Genomic DNA, 17,596 nt, shown 5'->3' with positions numbered 1-17,596 from the left:
AGTGGAGTAAACATGAATTATCAGTGGAGTTGGAGCGCTTTCTACGACTTGTCCAGCGACGGCATTTCGACATACGCCCACAACCTGCTCTGCGGCGCCGGCTGGACCGTGGCGACAGCGCTGGTTTCGGCCTTCATCGCTCTGCTGGTGGGCGTGGCCGTCGGCTTGTTGCGCGTATCGAAAAATCGAATCAGACAAGGCGTGGGAGCCGTATACGTCGAAGTATTCCGGGATATCCCGCTTCTCGTTCAGATATTCATCTGGTATTTCGTGGTGCCCGAACTGTTGCCCGGTGCACTCGGAACCTGGATCAAGAGCCTCGAATACGGTTCGTTCATCACGGCGTCGATATCGATCGGCTTGTACACAGGGGCACGGGTAGCGGAGCAGACACGTGCGGCCATCACGGCCATGCCCAGGGGTCAGCAGATGGCGGGGCTTGCACTCGGCCTGACGAGAGCGGACGTTTTACGTCTGATCATCCTGCCTCAGGCATTCCGCCTGATGATTCCGCCGCTCACCTCCGAACTCGTCAATCTGGTCAAGAACACATCGATCGGCATGACGATCGGGCTCGTTGAATTGACGGCCAGGGCAAGAGAAATGCAGGAAACGACCTTTCACACGTTTGAAGCGTTTTTAGCGGCGACCGCCGGCTATCTTTTGATCAATATGGTCCTGATCGGGATGATTCGAATTTTCGCGATCGGAAGGAAAAGCCGCAAGGAGCGAGTCGCACACGCCATGCTACCCCGGGATGTCCTGTCATGAACTCCATGAATTTCAGCGCAATTACATCCAATCTTTCATATCTGATATTCGATGGCTTCAGCCTGACAATCAAATTGACCATACTGTACGCTTTAACGGGCGTGGCGCTAGGCACGGTTCTGGCGGTAATTCGCCTGTATGGCCCACGATGGGCGCAGGTCCTGGTTACGAGCTATGTGAATTTGATTCGATCGATTCCGTTGATCCTCGTTATATTTTGGGTCTACTTTCTCAGCCCTTACGTGGTCGCCTGGGTAGTGGGCTCCGCCGACCCGGTGCAGGTCAATGCTTATGTGTCGGCCTTCGTGACGTTCAGCCTGTTCGAGGCCTGCTATTACTGCGAAATCATTCGCGCTGGCGTGTTGGCGGTCCCGAACGGACAGGCATCGGCTGCACGCGCATTAGGTCTGACCGGCCATCAGGTGCTCGCGACCGTGATCTTGCCTCAGGCTGTCCGACATACGGCACCCCTCCTGATTCTGCAAGCCATCGTGCTGTTTCAAGACGTATCCCTGGTCTATGTGCTTTCGCTAACCGACTTCGTCGGAGCCGCCACGCAAATTGCGCAGCAGCAAGGCAGCATCGTCGAGATGTATCTATTCGTGGCTCTGGTCTACTTCGTCACCTGTTTTTTATGTACCAGGGGCGTTCGTCGACTTCAACTTCGTCTCGCCTCTCATTAAAGAATGGAGTTACCACGTCATGATTCGCATTGAACATGTTTCAAAGCAGTACGGCAGCTTCAAGGTTCTCGACGATTGCTCCACGAAGATCGAGGAGGGTGAGGTCGTAGTGGTTTGCGGCCCGTCGGGGTCCGGAAAATCGACTTTGATCAAGTGCATCAATGCACTTGAGCCTTATGGGAGGGGAAAAATCTTTCTGAACTGCGTCGAGGTCGGGGCCAAGGGAACCAGTCTTCCCAAGCTGCGGGCCAAGGTCGGGATGGTGTTTCAGCACTTCGAACTCTTTCACCATCTTTCCATCCTCGAGAATCTGCTGCTCGGTCAAATGAAAGTGCTCGGCAGGGGAAGGAGCGAGGCCACCCAGAAAGCAATGACGTTGCTTGCGAGAGTGGGATTGAGCAATCAGGCGGACAAATATCCTGCTGAACTTTCGGGAGGGCAGCAACAGCGTGTTGCCATCGCCCGTGCACTCAGCATGGACCCGGCGGCGATACTTTTCGACGAACCGACATCGGCGCTCGACCCCGAAATGGTCAGTGAAGTTTTGGACCTCATGACGGAGCTTGCTCGCGAAGGCATCACGATGGTCATCGTCACGCATGAGATGGGCTTTGCACGCCGCGTCTCCAACCGTGTGATCTTCATGGATCGCGGGCGGATTGTCGAAGATGTACCCACACGGCAGTTCTTCGATATGCCCCATTCGGACAGAGCAAAGGATTTCCTTTCAAAGGTTCTGCACGACTGACGCGTCACCGGTATCCAGGTGCGCTACGACTAACACCATCGGCTTCACTTCGCTTTAATCATGACATTACCTATTCCCGAATTAGCCGGCTTGATCTCGCCCGCTCCATCCGATGTGATCGATGCCGCCGAACGATTGCGTCATATCGCCACCGCAACGCCACTGCTGCGGTCGGATCGCCTGGATGCACTCGTCGGTGGAACGGTTCTGGTAAAGCTCGAGAGCCTCCAGCGCACCGGCGCGTTCAAGTTCCGAGGCGCATACAACAGTATGTCCCGCCTCGATCGCAGCAGTTGCCCATTGGGCGTTCTCGCCTATTCCACGGGCAACCACGGCCAAGCGATCGCCACGGTCGGCAAGCTCCTCGATATTCCCGTCACGGTGGTGATGCCCTCCGACGCGCCAAGCGTGAAAGTGAATAAGGCACGGAATCAAGGGGCGAAAGTAGTCCTGTACGATCGGAAGACGGAGAGTCGCGAAGCGATCGCGGCACGGCTGGGTGCCTCGGGAGGCTATGCCCTGATCCCCCCGGGGGATCATCCGCATGTCATCGCGGGTCAGGGAACAGCAGCATTCGAGGCACTCAATGCGCTGCCTGCGAACAGTACCCGGGTCATCCTCGTTCCTTGCGGCGGCGGCGGCCTTGCTGCCGGAACAGGCCTCGCCGCCGATGCCGTCGGGTCGACAGCGGAAATCTGGGCCGCGGAACCTGAAAACTGTGACGACACGCGCCGTTCACTCGAATCAGGCTCGCGCGAAGTCAATCGGTCGACCGCCACGTCCATCTGCGATGCGCTGCTCGCACCCACACCTGCCGTCCTCCCGTTCTCAATCAATCGAAGCCGGCTGAGCGGTGTCGTAACGGCCGACGACGCCACGGTATTGAACGCGATGCGTCTCCTGTTCGAAGAATTCCGCGTCGTCGTTGAGCCTGGTGGCGCCATCGCCATTGCATCGCTGCTGGCAAACCCCTCGATGCTCCGCGGCCGGCAGGCCGTCGTGATCGCGTCTGGAGGAAACGTCGACGCCAAGCTGTTTATCCAGGCAATTTCATAAGCTTGTCGGCTGCATGCAGCCAATTGCCCCGAATCCAACTCACCGAGTCATGAAATGAGCCCTATCGAAGAGAAGTTCGCCCAACTGTCCACGGATCATGCTCCGGGCCAGGAGCTGCGTCAGAACCCTGGCAACCTGGAATTATTGCTGCGCGGAGAAATCCTGAGTGGTACACCTGTGGATTTCTCTCACGGCGACGTGAACGGCAGCGCTTTCGTTCCGACGCCTGGTTCGCTTCAAGCATTCATCAGCGGCGTTGAACGCGGTGGCGAGCAGGCCTACACCGAGTACCGAGGTGCCCCCGAGTTGCGCGATCGCTTGGCTGGACACTTGGCTGCTTTCACCGGCGAACCGTTGTCAGGCGCCGATGAGCTGATCATCACACCCGGAACGCAGAGTGCGCTGTTTCTGGCGATCGCGGCCACGGTAACGGTCGGCGACAAGGTCGCCATCGTGCGCCCCGATTATTTTGCGAATCGCAAGCTGGTCGAGTTCTCGGGTGGCAAGGTCGTCCCCATACGTTTGGACTACCTGGATCATTCCTCGAGCGCGGGCCTCGATCTCAATCAGCTCGAAGATGCATTCAAAGGCGGCGTCAAGACCTTCCTGTTCTCCAATCCGAACAACCCTACCGGCGTGATCTATTCAAAGGACGAGATAGGCCAGATTGCCGCCCTGGCAAACCGATACGGGGCAACCGTCATCGTCGATCAGCTGTATTCCCGTTTGGTTTATACCGGCATGACGTACACGCATTTGCGCTCGTCCGGGATCCATTCCGAGAATGTCGTGACGATCATGGGGCCATCCAAAACCGAGTCGTTGAGCGGCTATCGCCTCGGCGTCGCGTTGGGTCCAAAGCGTCTTGTCGATCGGATGGAGAAATTGCAAGCCATTGTGTCCCTCCGAGCGCCGGGCTACTGCCAGGCGGTTCTGCGCACCTGGTTCGAAGAACCGAAGGGCTGGATGCAGGAGCGTATCGCGCAGCATCAAGCCATCCGCGATGATCTGTTCGGGTTGTTTGGCTCGGTCGACGGCATGGCCGCACGGGTGCCCGAGGCCGGCAGTTACCTGTTCCCTCGCCTGCCGGCGATGTCCGTATCGCTGCACGAGTTCGTTCGCATTGTTCGCCATCAGGCCGGTGTGATCGTGACACCGGGTACGGAGTTCAGCCCCGGTGCGGCAGACAGCATCCGTCTGAATTTCTCCCAGAACCACGCCGCCGCGGTGCAGGCCGTCGAACGTACCGTGCAACTTATCGACCGCTACCGCGGCTAGGCACACAGGAAATAGCATGACGACCCGCAAAGCCTTTTCGAGCGACTACACGCCGCCGCCGGCGGGCACCTACAGCGTCGCAATGCAGGCGCAGGACTTGGTTTTTCTTGCAGGGCAAACCCCGCGCGACCGGCACAACATACGCCACGGCGACAGGCCCTTTGAAGTTCAGGCACGCATGACGCTGGATAACCTTGAAGCCGCAGCGAATGCCGCCGGATTATCGATGAAAGATGCAGTCAAAGTTGGCGTGTTTTTGAAAACGCCATCGGATGCAAAGGCTTTCGATGCCATTTATGCCGAATATGTGAGCGATCCGCCCCCCGCCCGAACGCTCGTCCAGTCGAATCTGATCGGCTTCGATATCGAGGTCGACGCGGTGCTGTGGGCTGGCCCGCGTGAGAAACGGACGTGATGTGCTGCGTCAGCAGCGAGGTATCTGCTGCCTGGCGTTGCAATCGCCGGAGCAGGAGCGCGCCGTCAAGCGCGATAATTTTGGCGCTACGATCCGGCGCCTTGCCGGCCAACGCCTCCTGCGACACCGGTGCCCGGCAAGTCGACCACGATCGGCGCGATGATGCACCATCTCGACCGCCGGCAGCGGTCGACAAAAAATTGGCACGGCTGCCGCACGAAACGTGCCTATACTCAACAACGACGATTCCAGACGCGACCCCGTCGCCGCACCGTTTCGATCGCAAGCGCCTTGCGATGCATCCACGGCGCACTTTATGAATGTTTTACGGAAGGAGGCAGTAATGAGCAAAGCCCAAGACGCCCGAAAATCGGAAAAGAAAGTCGCAGTCAAGACACCGAAGGAAAAGAAGGATGCGAAGAAGCTGAAGAAGGAGGCCGCGAAGCGTCAGTGATATCGCAATCGCGGAGGCGCCGCCAGATCGAAGTCCCGGTCGAGCGGCGCTTCTTCAACGTCAGGCATGACAACGCGAGGCTTCGATATCGCCATGAATCGTTATTTCAGAAAGCCGACCACGGTGCTTCAATTCCCCAATCCGAGCCGCAGCTACGATGCCTCCCGGCATTGCGTGTGTTTCTGGGGCTACGACAATTCGCGTGAAATCAGCTTCATGGTGGACGACGCCGTACTCAGAAGCCTGCAGCCCGACATGGGCTCCGACGAGCACGCGATGCTGGTTGCGTTCGACGCGTTTCGCGACACGGTGCTCAAGATCGCACAGCGGCAGTATGTCGGCGGCCCGCAGAATCGATATTTGATTTCATGAGCGGCAGGCCGGCTCCGGATCGGCCAACGCACGAGCGCCGGCCGCACATCGCCCCGATATAAAAACGAACGGCTCCCGGTTTCCGGGCCACGCAACCGCGCAAATCAGGTCGGTTCGATCGGAACGGCCGTGATCTTGCCGTCGACGATGTCCTTGCCGAATTGGATTGCGCCGTCGAGCGCCAGCGCCTCGGTAGGCGGCTCACCGTTCGCGAAGATCGTCCTGTACCGCATGGCCGGTGCCGACGTGGACGGAATCGTGTCGATCCGCACGACCGAACCGAATCGCCTGGCCCCGGGCAAATACGGGTCGCCCAGCGGCGGAAACAGGGATTGGGCATAGGCGCGAAGCTCGTGGCCTCGGTAATCGATGGTGGGAATCGTCATGATCCGCTCCTGATTGAGCAACGATTTGCGCGCATGGATTCGGGCGGCGCGGGCCCCTGATACGTCGAACAGACCGGGCCAGCCTGCGCGCTTCGCCACCGATAAGCAAGAACAAAACCGGATCGCTCACCCAAGTCGATTCAAGGCCTCGATACGCCCATCGACCCGCGCTACGCATCGATGGCGGTATCGACGTTCGCACGATGCACGTGCGGCATGATTCGCTATGCCTCGGCATGATTCGGTATGACAGCGTACGGATTTTCCATGCCATCGGAAGCAGAATTCGAGCGAGTGCCGCGGTTCGCCGCGGCACTCAGGACGTCTGCGAAACGATCTGCACCATCGTGCCCGGCAATCGCAGCCGTTACCGGAATGGAGGATGATCGTGAGTCCCGTCAGATTGGTTCTTGCATTCGTGCCCCTCCTCGCCGCGCTGCTCGCCGGCATGCTGGGCGCCATCGCGCTCGGCATCGGGCTGTTCGTCGTCGCGGCCCTCGTGATGGCATCGGTGCGGGTGGCCAATACCTGGGAAAAATTCGTCATCCTGCGCCTCGGCAAGCTGCAAGGCGTCAAGGGCGCCGGCTTCTTCATGATCGTGCCGATCCTCGACACTGTGGTCGCCGTCATCGACGAGCGAATCCAGACCACCGCGTTCAACGCCGAGCAGGCCCTGACCCGCGACACCGTGCCGGTCAATGTCGATGCGATCATCTTCTGGCATGTTCACGACGCGCAAAAGGCCGCGCTCGCGATCACCGACTACCGGCAGGCCATCGATCGCGTCGCGCAAACATCGTTGCGGGAGATGATCGGCTCGTCGATGCTGGCGACCCTGCTGTCGGATCGCAAGACCGCCGACGCGCATCTGTGCCAGGAAATCGGCCGCAAGACAGCCGATTGGGGCGTCACCGTGCGTTCGGTCGAGACGCGTGACGTGGCGATTCCCGTCGCCCTTCAGGATTCGATGTCGCGCCAGGCGCAGGCGGAGCGCGAAAAACAGGCGCGGGTCATTCTCGGCTCGGCGGAGGCGGAAATTGCCGGCAAGTTCGTCGAGGCGGCGCAGGTGTACGCAGACCATCCGGGTGCGTTGCAGTTGCGGGCGATGAACATCATCTACGAGACCACCAAGGAACGCGGCGCCACGATCCTGATTCCCAGCTCGATGATCGACGCCCTGAATCCCGTCGCGCAACTCGCGCAGGCGAACCGTTCGCACCCGAGCGCCGACGGCGCACCCTCGCTCAAGACCGCCGCATGAGCGTGTGACGGCATACGCGCGACGTCGCACGTCGTGCGTGGCCGTGCCGACGCCCCCACGGGCGGATCGCGCGGCCCTGAAAGCGCTTCCATCAACCCGCCGAATTCGTACGATGCCGTACCGATTCGACGATCGGGCGCGCGCACAGTCGTACCGAGCCTGCATGCGACTCACCCGTCGAAACAGCCAACGTGCCGGCAGGCCACGCCGCCCCGATCCCACGCCGGCGTGTCCCTGACCCGTCCCCTCGTCAGTTCGCGCTGCGCCCGTCATGCGGCCCGCATGACTATCGAAATGCCGTCCGGAAAATCGTTTCGGCATCCTTTCCAATAAATTCAGGAGAGCATCATGACGACCATCGATCCGAACCGGCCCGCATCGGCCACACCGGACGGCGCCGGCATCATCGGCCGTGGTGAAGGCGACGGGCCCGGCCCCGACATCATGGCGGCCGACACGCTGCGCGGCGACAAGGTGATCTCGTCCGACAACGAGGAGGTCGGCAAGATCGCCGAAATCATGCTGGACGTGCGCAGTGGGCGAGTTGCCTACGCGGTGCTGTCCAGCGGGGGCTTTCTCGGCATCGGCGACAGCCTTCGCGCAATTCCATGGAGTGCGCTCACGCTCGATACCGATGAAGCATGCTTCCGGCTCGGCGTCCCGGCCGACAGCGTGAAGGACGCGCCCGTATTCGAAAAATACGATTGGCCGTCGATGACCGATCTGGAATGGGGCCTGAAAATTCATGCGCATTACCACCGTCGCCCGTATTGGACGGGAACCGAGCAGGCGATATCGAACGATCCGCCCGGCCTGCTGCTGTAACGGGCACCGAAGTCGAGGCCGCGAGATCAACGCGGCGATCGACCGTTTCACGCGAAGGCGTTCGGCCCCATCCGGCCGGCCCGCACCGCGTTTCGTCCACCGATCCAACCTGCACTGGAGCATCACCATGGTCAAGGTACACACCACCGATCACAACGAGAGCAAGAAGAGCAAATCGAAGGACGCGCACCACGACGACGCCGCGCCCGCGAAGCAAGGCACCGAGGACGCGAAAGGCGCCGTCCGCCAACCGCAAAAGACGCACGATACGCACAAGGACGCGCCGAAACACGCGCGTTGAACCTCACCGACGGCATGAATCGAATGATGCAGAAAGACGTCAAATTTATTTGACACACCATCTCGATTCATGAAGCTTCAGGGCGGTTCCTCACCGGAACCGTCCGCATGGACCATCCCTGCCCCCCTGTTGCCGACGCCCCTGTCGCAACCGATGCCTGCCGATCGCACGCCCAAGCCCGTCATCCCATCCCGGTTCATCCGCGGCAATCGCCATTGCCGCTTACGCTGAGTCGCTCGTCGGCATCCGACCGAACGTGACGAGCACGTCGTGTCGCCGCCCGTCGTCGGCCAGGCGCAGCGTCGTTTGCCCGGCCGGCAACGGCTCGCCGTCGACGACGATCCCGCAGCCCTCCACCGCTTCGTCCTCCGCTCGCTTGACGGCGATCTCGTACCACGCCGTGCCATGGCGCAGCGTCAGGTCGAAACCCGGCCAGGCGCGGGGCAGGCACGGTCGAATCGACAGCACGCTGCCTTGCCGGCGCACCCCGAGCAAGCCCTCGATACCCGCGCGATAGAGCCACCCCGCCGATCCGGTGTACCAGCTCCACCCGCCGCGCCCCACATGCGGCGCGACGGAATAGACATCCGCCGCCACCACATACGGTTCGAGCCGATAACGGTTCGCACCGCTGCGCGTGTGGCTGCGGCTGACCGGATTGAGCATCGCGAACAGCTGCGCCGCGCGCTCGCCGTCGCCCAGCTTCGCATACGCGAGCACCGACCACGCCGCGGCGTGCGTGTACTGGCCGCCGTTCTCGCGAATGCCGGGCGGATAGCCGTCGATATAGCCGGGATCGGTGCCCGCCGCCCGTCCGCTCGCCGGTCGGTCGAACGGCGGCGCGAACAGCAAGGCGAGGCCCTCGTCGCGTCGGGTCAAGCGGGCGTCGAGCGACGCCATCGCGGTGCGCGCTCGCTCGGGGGCCGCGCCGTCCGACAGCACGCTCCACGACTGCGCAATCGCGTCGATCTCGCATTCGGCGCGGCCGCTCGAACCGAGCGGCGTGCCGTCGTCGAAGTATCCGCGGCGATACCAGGCGCCATCCCAACCGGCTTGGTCGAGCGCCTCGCGCAACGCCGCGGCGCGCGTGAGCCAGCGTTCGGCCCGCGCGGTGTCGCCCCGCGCCCGAGCGAGCGGCGCGTACGCGATCAGGGTTGCGTACAGGAACCAGCCGAGCCAGACACTCTCGCCCCGCCCTGCTTCTCCCACCCGGTTCATGCCGTCGTTCCAGTCGCCGGTGCCGATCAGCGGCAGCCCGTGCGCGCCGAACTGGTCGAGCCCCTGCTCCAGCGCCCGCGCCCCGTGCTCGAACAGCGGCGCGCCGATATCGGACACGCCCGGCACGAAGAACGCGTCCGCCTCGTCCGGCGCGAGCGGCCGGCCGTCGAGGAACGGCACCGGCACATCGAGCACGGCGCACTCGCCGCTGACCTCCACGTAATGCGCGATGGCGCTGGCGAGCCACACGCGATCGTCGCTGATCCGCGTGCGCACGCCGCTGCCGGTTTCGCGCAGCCACCAATGCTGCACATCGCCCTCCGGAAACTGCCGCGCCGCGGCGCGCAACAGGTGCTCGCGCGTGAGCGTCGGCCGCGCGAGCGCCAGCGCCATGCCGTCCTGCAACTGATCGCGAAAGCCGTATGCGCCGCTCGCCTGATAGAAACCCGCGCGCGCCCAGATGCGGCTCGACAGCGTCTGGTACAGCAGCCAGCGATTCAGCATCAGATCCATCGCGCGGTCGGGCGTGCGCACCTGGAGCGCGCCGAGCGTCTCGTCCCAGGATGCCGTGACGGCCGCGAACACGGCATCGAGATCCGCGCACCGGTACTGCATGACCGATTGCCGTGCCGCCTCCCGGTCGGCGCCTTCGCCGAGCAGCCAGACGATTTCCGCGACGCCTCCCGGCGCCAGTTCGATATGCGTCTGCAACGCCGCGCACGGATCGAGGCCGGCGCCCACGCGCCCCGACAGCAGCGGCGCGTCGATCTCGCCGGGAAAGCCGGCCGGGTCCGCCGGCGTGCCGTTGCGGCCGATGAACTCGCGCCGGTCGCCCGTCCACGAGGTCTGCAACCCGCACAGATCGGAGAACGCCACCCGGCCGGGATACGCGTGCTGCCAATCGTTGCGCGCGAACAGCGCGCCGGTGACGGCATCGATCTCGGTCACGGTATGCGGCGCCGCGACGCCGCGCGACGGCCCCAAGGCCCACTCGGCGCAGGTTGCGACCGACAGCCGGCGCGCTCGCCCCGAGAGGTTGCGCAACGTGAGCCGGGAAATCTTCACCGGATCGGCGAGCGGCACGAACTGCAGCAGGTCGGCGGCGATGCCGGCCTCGGTATGCGCAAACCGGCTGTAGCCCTGCCCGTGACGCGCGACGTAGCGATCGGCGCCGGCCGCCACGCTGCGCATCGGGTTCGCCTGCGGCCCCCAGCGCGCGCCCGTCTCGTCGTCGCGCAGGTAGAACGCCTCGCCCGACGGATCGGCGACGGGATCGTTCGACCACGGCGTCAGCGGATGCTCGCGGCTGTTGGTCACCCAGGTATGGCTGCCGCCTTCGGCCGAGCTGATGAACCCGCACACCGGGTTCGCGATCACGTTGACCCACGGCATCGGCGTGCAGAGGCCGCCCTGCAGGATCACCACGTATTCGCGTCCGTCGCGCGCGAAGCCGCCGATGCCGTTGAAGTAGTCGAGATCGGCGGTGGATACCGGCGCGTCGTCGGGCTTCGGCATCGCGCGCGGCAGCCACGAGAGGCGCGGCGGGTCCGGCGGCGGCACGGCCGGCGCGCTCGCGAGACGCCGCAACTGGTCGACCAGCCGGCCGTTGCGCGCGGCGAGCACCACGCGCGCCACCGCCGGAAAGCGCGCGCGCGCCGCATCGGTCATCCGGTCGGCACGCAGCACGAACACGCCGCCGCGCCCGGCCGCGTCGCCCGACGGACGCACCCGCACGAAGCCTTCGAGCGCGGCCTGCAGATCCTGCACGTAGGACGCGGCGCGCTCGTTGAGGATCACCAGATCGACGGCGAGCCGCTTCGCCTGCCAGTAGTCATGCGCGCGGATCAGTTGGCGCACCACCGCGAGATGCTCGAGGTCGTCGATCCGCACCAGCAGGATCGGCAGATCGCCCGACACGCCGTGCGCCCACAGCGGCGAGGCGCCCACCGCGCCCGCCGCCGACGCGGTGAGCGCATGGCGCAGCAGCACGGCGGAGTTCGGCCGCATCGACGGATCGCTGTACACCAGCGCGCCGGCCAGTTGCTGGAACAACGCCGCCTCGTCGAGGCTCACGCCGCTATGGCGCAATTGCACCTGCGCCTGCGTCCACGCCAGCATCGCCGCGCGCGCGAACGCGTCGCCGTCGCGGTGCTTGTCGACCAGATCGAGCACCTGTTCGCGCGAATCCGCGACGATCGTCCAGTACGCGATGCTCGCCTTCGCGCCGGGTGGAATGCGCAGCCGCCGACGCAGCGTGAAGACCGCGTCCAGCACCGCCCCTTGCGAGCCGGCAAGCTCGCGCGACTCGGCGAGGGCAAGCGGCAGACGCACGCCGCGACCGCGGCCGATCACGCGCATGCGGTCCGTGTCGAACTCCTGCGCGCCCACCGTCTCGCCCGTCGCCACCGCGAGATGGGCCGCCCAGACCTGGCTGTCGGTCGGCGCCCGCCGACGACGCGTCGCGAGAATCGCACCGGACACCGGCACGTACTCGGTCTCGACGAACAGCTTCGAGAACGCCGGATGCGCCTGATCGGCGGCGGCGGGCGCAAGCACCACTTCCGCATACGAGGTGAATTCGATCACGCGGGCGCGCGCACCGTGGTTGACGACCGACACGCGGCGCACCTCCGCGTCGTCCTCGGCGGATACCAGCACCTCGACCGTGGTGGTCAGCGTGCCGTCGCGGCGCACATATTCCGCCCGGTCCTCGGTGAAGGTCGCCTCGTACGTGTCCGGCGCCACGCCGCTCGGCTGCCAGGTGGCCGACCACACCGCGCCGCTGTCGGCGTCGCGCAGATACAGGTAGCTGCCCCAGTGATCGCGTGTCGCGTCCTCGTGCCAGCGCGTGACGGCCAGATCGTCGCGGCGGCTGTAGCCGGACCCGGCGGCCGTCAGCATCACCGTATAGCGGCCGTTGGACAGCAGATGGGTCACGGGCGACGGTTCCTCCACCAGCACCCCGCGCCGCGCAAACGACGATTCGCTGCCGCGCATTTTGCCGGCCGGGGCGGTGTCGATCCGCGGCCGTGCCGCCGCGACCCGGCTCGGCACCCGTTCCTGCAGCAGCAGCTCGGTCGCGCGGACCGCCGGCTCCATGTGAAAGAACGCGCGAATCCGGCCGCCGAGCAGCGCATTGGCGATCGCGACGATCGACATGCCCTGGTGGTGCGCCATGAACGCACGCACCAGCGCCACCGGCATGCCTTCCGGCACCCGCGCCGGCGTGTAGTCGAGCGCCTCGTAGAAGCCGAAGCGCCCGCCCGCGCCGGCCGCGCGCAGCCGCTCGAAATTGCGCGCGGCGGCGGCCGGCGCGATCATCGCGCCGAGCGCGGTCGCATACGGCGCGATCACGCGGTGCTGATCGAGATCGCGCTTCAGGCCGAGCGCCGGCACGCCGAAACTCGAATACTGGTAGGTCAGCTCGATATCGCGCGCGTTGTAGGCCGATTCGGACATCCCCCATGGCAGCCCGAGTTCCACGCCGTAGCGGATCTGGCGCCCCACCACGCGCTGGTTGGTGCGCGCGAGCAGGCTGTCGGCCGGCGCGCGCATCACCAGCGACGGCATCAGGTATTCGAACATCGAGCCGGACCACGACACCAAGGCCGCGCCCTGGCCGATCGGCGTCGCGAGCCGGCCGAGCCGGAACCAGTGCGCGAGCGGCAGATCGCCCTTCGCGATGGCCACGAAGCTCGCCAGACGCGCCTCGGAGGCGAGCAGATCGTAGTTGCCCGGATCGACGCGGCCGTCGGCCACCGCATAGCCGATCGACAGCAGATTGCGCACCGGGTCGAGGAGAAAGCCGAACGCCATCGCGTTGGCGGTGGCGAGCGCCGTGTCGGCCAGCCCATGCAGGCGCGCGTTCAGCGCGACGGCGGCCTGCGTCGTGATGCGCAGGTCGTCGAGCTGGGCTTGCGCGACACGCTCCAGCGCGCCGGCCCAGAACCGTACGTCCGCGCCGTCGCGGCCGCCCACCCGCACCACGTCGTCCACCAGCGCGCGAGCCAGATCGGCCAACGTCGCGGCCAGCGTCGCGGCGAGCGCCGGCCACGCGTCGGCGGCGAGCGCCGGGTCCGACGCGGTGGGAGCGAAATCGGCGAGATCGGCAACATCCTCGCCCTGCGCCTCGTCGAGCACGGCGGCCAACCGGATCGCGGCCCGCTCGAATTCGTCGTGCAGAGGCGTGCGCTCGCCACCGTCGATCCGCACCGCATCGCGCAGCAGCGCGAGTGTGTCGCCGATACCGCGGGCCGCCGCCGCCCGGCCCACCCCACCCGGCCGGGCGGCCCACGCGCGGCAGGCATTGCCGAGCGCGATCAGGTGGCCGGCCAGGTTGCCGCTGTCGACCGTCGACACGTATTTCGGTTCGAGCGGCGCCAGGCTGCGCGTGTCGTACCAGTTGTAGAAATGGCCGCGATGGCGCGCGAGCCGCGCCATCGACGCGAACGTCGCCTCCAGCCGCGCCACCGCGTCGAACGTGCCCAGCCAGCCGAACTCACGCGCGCTCGCGACCGACAACAGGTACAGGCCGAGATTGGTGGGCGAGGTGCGATGCGCGACGACCGGCTTCGGATCTTCCTGGAAATTGTCCGGCGGCAACATCTGGTCGTCGGCGGTCACGAACGTCTCGAAATAGCGCCAGGTACGGCGTGCGTCGTGCCGCAACGCACGCGCATCGGCCGGCGCGACCGCGAGGTCGGCGGCCGCGCGCGGCGCGCGACTGAGCCAATACGTGATCGCCGGCGCGGCAAGCCACACCAGCACCAGCGGCACCGCCGCCCAGGCCGTCCGGGCATCGGCGCGCGGGGCCTGGGCGGCGGCGGCCGCACCGAGCAGCGTGAGCGCAAGGCCGCCGCGCATCCGCGCGAAGGTGCCGGCGAGCGTGTGCCGGCCATGCGCGCCGGACGCGGCGGCGGTGGTCCATTCCAGCAGATGCAGCCGGCTGAACCCGAGCCGGAACAGGGTCCGCCCGATCGCGTCGCCCATCGACCACACCTGCTCCGGCAACAGCGCGACCGTCAGGCCGAAGCGGACCAGCGCGAAGCGCAGTTCGACGGCCCATGCGTGCAGGACGCTGCGCGTGGTCAGCTTCATGTGCGTGCGGCGCCAGCGCGGCACGAGGCTGCTCAGTACCGGCAGCAGCAACGGCAGCGCGATCGTCGCGAGGATGAAGGCGCTCCAGGCGAGCGCGACCGGCAGCGGCGCCGTCCACCCGACCAGCAGCGCGACGAACACGGCCGGCGCGGTCAGCGTGCGGCGCAGGTTGTCGAGCATCTTCCAGCGGCCGATCGCGGGCAGCGGCCCGCGGCCGAACGCGAGCCACGGCAGCAGTTGCCAGTCGCCGCGCGCCCAGCGGTGCTGGCGCGCGGCCGCGACGTCGTAGCGCGACGGCGACGCCTCCACCACCTCGATATCCGACGCCAGCCCGGCCCGCGCGAACACGCCTTCGAACAGATCGTGGCTCAACATCGTGTTGTCGGGCACGCGCTCGCCGAGCACCGCCTCGAACGCATCGATGTCGTAGATGCCCTTGCCCGCGTACGAGCCTTCGTCGAACAGGTCCTGGTAGACATCCGACACCGCCGACACGTAGGGATCGATGCCATGCGCGCTCGACGAGATGCGCTGGAACAGCGAGCCCTCGTCGCCGCTCGCGAGCGAGGCGCTCACGCGGGGTTGCAGAATGCCGTGGCCTTCCACGATGCGCCGGCTCGCCGGGTCGAATACCGGCCGGTTCAGCGGATGCGCCATCTTGCCGATCAGGCGGCGCACGGTATCGCGCAGCAGGCGCGTGTCGGCGTCCAGCGTGATGACGTAGCGCACCTGGGCGGGCACCGGGGGCGGCGTGTCGGTGTCGGCACTCGCCCCCATCTCGGCGGACGATGCGTGCGAGCCACCGGCCGGCAGGCCGACAAACGAGGTATCCGTCGCGCCGCGCAGCAGCCGGTTCAGCTCGTGCAGCTTGCCGCGCTTGCGCTCCCAGCCCATCCAGCACCGCTCGCCGTCGCTCCACACGCGCCGCCGATGCAGCAGCAGGAACCGCGCGCAATCGCCCGATGCCGCCGGGTAGCGCAGGTTCAGCCGCTCGATGCCGGCGCGCGCGCTCGCGAGCAGCGCGTCGTCCGCTGCCACGCGCGCCGTCGGCGCGTCGGTCCAGTCGGACAGCAGCGCGAAATGCAGCGCCCCGCCCGGGCTGGCGAGATGGTGGATCTCCAGTTGTTCGATCTGCTCGATCAGCGCGGCCTCGGTCGTCAGCAGCACCGGCACCGCGACGACCGTGCGCAGATCGGCCGGAATCCCGTCCGCCAGCGCCAGACCCGGCAGGATGCTCGCGCCGATGTCGCGCATCACGCCGCGATTGACCAGCGCCACCGCAACATCGAGCACCGGCAGCAAGCCGGCCGCGGCCAGCACGATCAGGCTGTCCGCCCGCAACGCAAAGCGGGTGAGCCATGCCAGCATCACGCCGAGCAGCAGCGCGGCGAACCCCGCGATGCGGGCCAGGTAGCCGCCGAGGCCGGCCCGCCGGATCGTGCGCCGCAACCACAACGCCACGGGCGGCCGGTAGCCGATCGCCGCTTCGAGCCCGCTGCGCCCGCCCGCCAGCAGGAAGTACCCCGGGTCGGCATCGCGCCGCAGCGCGGTCGGCATCACCGCCGCGGGGTCGGCGTCCGGCGCCGCGTCGGCGGCCACGCGCCGGGCAATCTCGATCTCGCTGACGGGGGCGCCGCGCGCGAGCGCCTCGATCGCATCGCGATACCGGTTGCGGGTCGCGAAATCCATCTGCACGAAGCCGGGATACCGCCCGAGCACCTGATCGACCAGGCTGACGCGCTCGAACAGATCCGCCCAGTCCACCTCCGAGATCAGCCGCATGCTGGTGATCACGTTGCGCACGGTCAGGCTCGCGGCGCCCTGCTGCTGGTTGACGGAGGCGACGATCTGATCCGGTGTGGTGCCACGCTCGGCCAGATGCTGGTAGAGCCAGGCTTGCACCGGCGCGGCGCCGGGGTCGGGATCGTGGAGCCGCTGGATCAGTTGGACCGCGAAGGCGTCATGCAGCGGCGCGCGCCCGTAGCGGGCAATCAACAGCGCCGGCGCCGTGCGCGGCGCGCCGCCCTCGCCGAGCAGCCGATCGGCGAACGCATCGGCATCCCTGCGGGCGCGCCGGTCGTCGATGATCTGATCGGCGAGGCGCCGCAGGTTTTCGATCAGCACGATCCGCAACGTGATCGCGACGGCCCACAGCTCGCCGATCGTCAGCGGCGCGACCGCCTGATAGGCGTTCAGGAAACGGCAGAGATTGTCGACATCGAAGCGGCTGTCGGTGTGCGCGACGAACGTCCAGCCGATCCCGAATACGCGCGGATAGCCGGCGAACGGGCCGCCGCTCAATTTGGGCAACTGCCGGTAATAGCGAGGGGAAAGATCGTCGCGGACCTGCCGGACCTGTTCCGCCACCAGGTAGTAGTTGTCGAGCAGCCACTCCGCGGCGGGCGTGAGCGCCTCGTCGCGCGTGTCGGCGGACATCGTGTTGCGGTAGGCGTCGAGAAGATGCGCCGCGTTGTCCTTGAGCCGCCGCCCGAGCGAGGGGCCGGACTGCGGGCCGGGCAGCACGTGTTGCTCGCTCGCGAGCTTGGCCGCATGGTGCGCCAGCCGCTCCTCGCCGAAAAATTCCTCCCGCACCGGGCGGGTATGACGCCATGGCGGCGCGCGATGCGACGCGACGAATCGTGCCGGCCACGCCAAATAGTCTTTCACCCTGCGGTCTCCCGGAACTTCGCGACCGATGGCGCAACCGCGGCATCGCCCCGTGGTTCGCCGC

At 66.0% G+C, this 17,596-nt stretch carries 12 protein-coding genes; 10 read left to right on the top strand and 2 right to left on the bottom strand.

Features of this window, described 5'->3' with window-relative positions; genetic code table 11:
• The first annotated feature begins 12 nt into the window (after nucleotides 1-12).
• The 7 genes from AB4851_RS23065 (at nucleotide 13) to AB4851_RS23035 (ending at nucleotide 5,777) form a co-directional block, all read left to right on the top strand.
• Nucleotides 13-771 carry an amino acid ABC transporter permease gene (locus tag AB4851_RS23065; protein ID WP_414451602.1) on the top strand — a complete coding sequence of 253 codons (759 nt, stop codon included), beginning with the start codon at nucleotides 13-15 and terminating at the stop codon, nucleotides 769-771.
• Nucleotides 768-1,454, top strand: coding sequence for an amino acid ABC transporter permease (locus AB4851_RS23060; RefSeq protein WP_414451601.1), 687 nt, complete (start codon nucleotides 768-770; stop codon nucleotides 1,452-1,454). The genes AB4851_RS23065 and AB4851_RS23060 overlap by 4 nt, the downstream gene beginning before the upstream one ends.
• Before the next feature lie 19 nt (nucleotides 1,455-1,473).
• On the top strand, nucleotides 1,474-2,202 hold the full coding sequence (locus tag AB4851_RS23055; protein WP_414451600.1) for an amino acid ABC transporter ATP-binding protein: 729 nt from the start codon (nucleotides 1,474-1,476) through the stop codon (nucleotides 2,200-2,202).
• Between the two features lie 60 nt (nucleotides 2,203-2,262).
• The gene (locus AB4851_RS23050) at nucleotides 2,263-3,258 is read left to right on the top strand and encodes a threonine/serine dehydratase (protein ID WP_414451599.1); all 996 of its coding nucleotides are present in this window, start codon (nucleotides 2,263-2,265) and stop codon (nucleotides 3,256-3,258) included.
• Nucleotides 3,259-3,312: 54 nt separating this feature from the next.
• A complete protein-coding gene (locus AB4851_RS23045; RefSeq protein WP_414451598.1) occupies nucleotides 3,313-4,536 on the top strand; it encodes a pyridoxal phosphate-dependent aminotransferase in 1,224 nt (407 codons plus the stop codon).
• 16 nt (nucleotides 4,537-4,552) lie between these two features.
• Complete coding sequence (locus AB4851_RS23040; protein ID WP_414451597.1) at nucleotides 4,553-4,951, top strand: RidA family protein; 399 nt, start codon at nucleotides 4,553-4,555, stop codon at nucleotides 4,949-4,951.
• Between the two features lie 547 nt (nucleotides 4,952-5,498).
• The gene (locus tag AB4851_RS23035) at nucleotides 5,499-5,777 is read left to right on the top strand and encodes a DUF1488 domain-containing protein (RefSeq protein ID WP_414451596.1); all 279 of its coding nucleotides are present in this window, start codon (nucleotides 5,499-5,501) and stop codon (nucleotides 5,775-5,777) included.
• Nucleotides 5,778-5,881: 104 nt separating this feature from the next.
• Here AB4851_RS23035 and AB4851_RS23030 read toward each other — a convergent pair whose 3' ends face one another.
• On the bottom strand, nucleotides 5,882-6,163 hold the full coding sequence (locus AB4851_RS23030) for a hypothetical protein (protein ID WP_414451923.1): 282 nt from the start codon (nucleotides 6,161-6,163) through the stop codon (nucleotides 5,882-5,884).
• Nucleotides 6,164-6,551: 388 nt separating this feature from the next.
• On the opposite strand from AB4851_RS23030, the gene AB4851_RS23025 reads away from it, so the two are divergent.
• The 3 genes from AB4851_RS23025 to AB4851_RS23015 all read left to right on the top strand — a co-directional run bounded on the left by AB4851_RS23025 (nucleotide 6,552) and on the right by AB4851_RS23015 (nucleotide 8,550).
• Nucleotides 6,552-7,424 carry a slipin family protein gene (locus tag AB4851_RS23025; protein WP_414451595.1) on the top strand — a complete coding sequence of 291 codons (873 nt, stop codon included), beginning with the start codon at nucleotides 6,552-6,554 and terminating at the stop codon, nucleotides 7,422-7,424.
• A gap of 348 nt (nucleotides 7,425-7,772) precedes the next feature.
• Nucleotides 7,773-8,249 carry a PRC-barrel domain-containing protein gene (locus AB4851_RS23020; protein WP_414451594.1) on the top strand — a complete coding sequence of 159 codons (477 nt, stop codon included), beginning with the start codon at nucleotides 7,773-7,775 and terminating at the stop codon, nucleotides 8,247-8,249.
• 127 nt (nucleotides 8,250-8,376) lie between these two features.
• Entirely contained in the window at nucleotides 8,377-8,550 is a 174-nt protein-coding gene (locus AB4851_RS23015; protein ID WP_414451593.1) for a hypothetical protein, read from the top strand.
• Between the two features lie 222 nt (nucleotides 8,551-8,772).
• On the opposite strand, the gene AB4851_RS23010 is transcribed toward AB4851_RS23015, so the two are convergent.
• A complete protein-coding gene (locus AB4851_RS23010) occupies nucleotides 8,773-17,532 on the bottom strand; it encodes a GH36-type glycosyl hydrolase domain-containing protein (RefSeq protein ID WP_414451592.1) in 8,760 nt (2,919 codons plus the stop codon).
• Between the last annotated feature and the right edge of the window lie 64 nt (nucleotides 17,533-17,596).

This window comes from Burkholderia sp. 22PA0099 (genome assembly GCF_047497165.1).
GTDB lineage: Bacteria > Pseudomonadota > Gammaproteobacteria > Burkholderiales > Burkholderiaceae > Burkholderia.
The sequence above is the reverse complement of the archived record's forward strand: the minus strand, read 5'-3'. Positions and strand labels throughout refer to the sequence as shown.

What these genes read in the sequence shown, in the direction of transcription:
- AB4851_RS23065 (WP_414451602.1), top strand. Translation starts at nt 13, where the DNA reads ATGAATTATCAGTGGAGTTGGAGCGCTTTCTACGACTTGTCCAGCGAC.
- AB4851_RS23040 (WP_414451597.1), top strand. Translation starts at nt 4,553, where the DNA reads ATGACGACCCGCAAAGCCTTTTCGAGCGACTACACGCCGCCGCCGGCG.
- AB4851_RS23060 (WP_414451601.1), top strand. Translation starts at nt 768, where the DNA reads ATGAACTCCATGAATTTCAGCGCAATTACATCCAATCTTTCATATCTG.
- AB4851_RS23030 (WP_414451923.1), bottom strand. Translation starts at nt 6,163, where the DNA reads ATGACGATTCCCACCATCGATTACCGAGGCCACGAGCTTCGCGCCTAT.
- AB4851_RS23045 (WP_414451598.1), top strand. Translation starts at nt 3,313, where the DNA reads ATGAGCCCTATCGAAGAGAAGTTCGCCCAACTGTCCACGGATCATGCT.
- AB4851_RS23015 (WP_414451593.1), top strand. Translation starts at nt 8,377, where the DNA reads ATGGTCAAGGTACACACCACCGATCACAACGAGAGCAAGAAGAGCAAA.
- AB4851_RS23035 (WP_414451596.1), top strand. Translation starts at nt 5,499, where the DNA reads ATGAATCGTTATTTCAGAAAGCCGACCACGGTGCTTCAATTCCCCAAT.
- AB4851_RS23055 (WP_414451600.1), top strand. Translation starts at nt 1,474, where the DNA reads ATGATTCGCATTGAACATGTTTCAAAGCAGTACGGCAGCTTCAAGGTT.
- AB4851_RS23050 (WP_414451599.1), top strand. Translation starts at nt 2,263, where the DNA reads ATGACATTACCTATTCCCGAATTAGCCGGCTTGATCTCGCCCGCTCCA.
- AB4851_RS23020 (WP_414451594.1), top strand. Translation starts at nt 7,773, where the DNA reads ATGACGACCATCGATCCGAACCGGCCCGCATCGGCCACACCGGACGGC.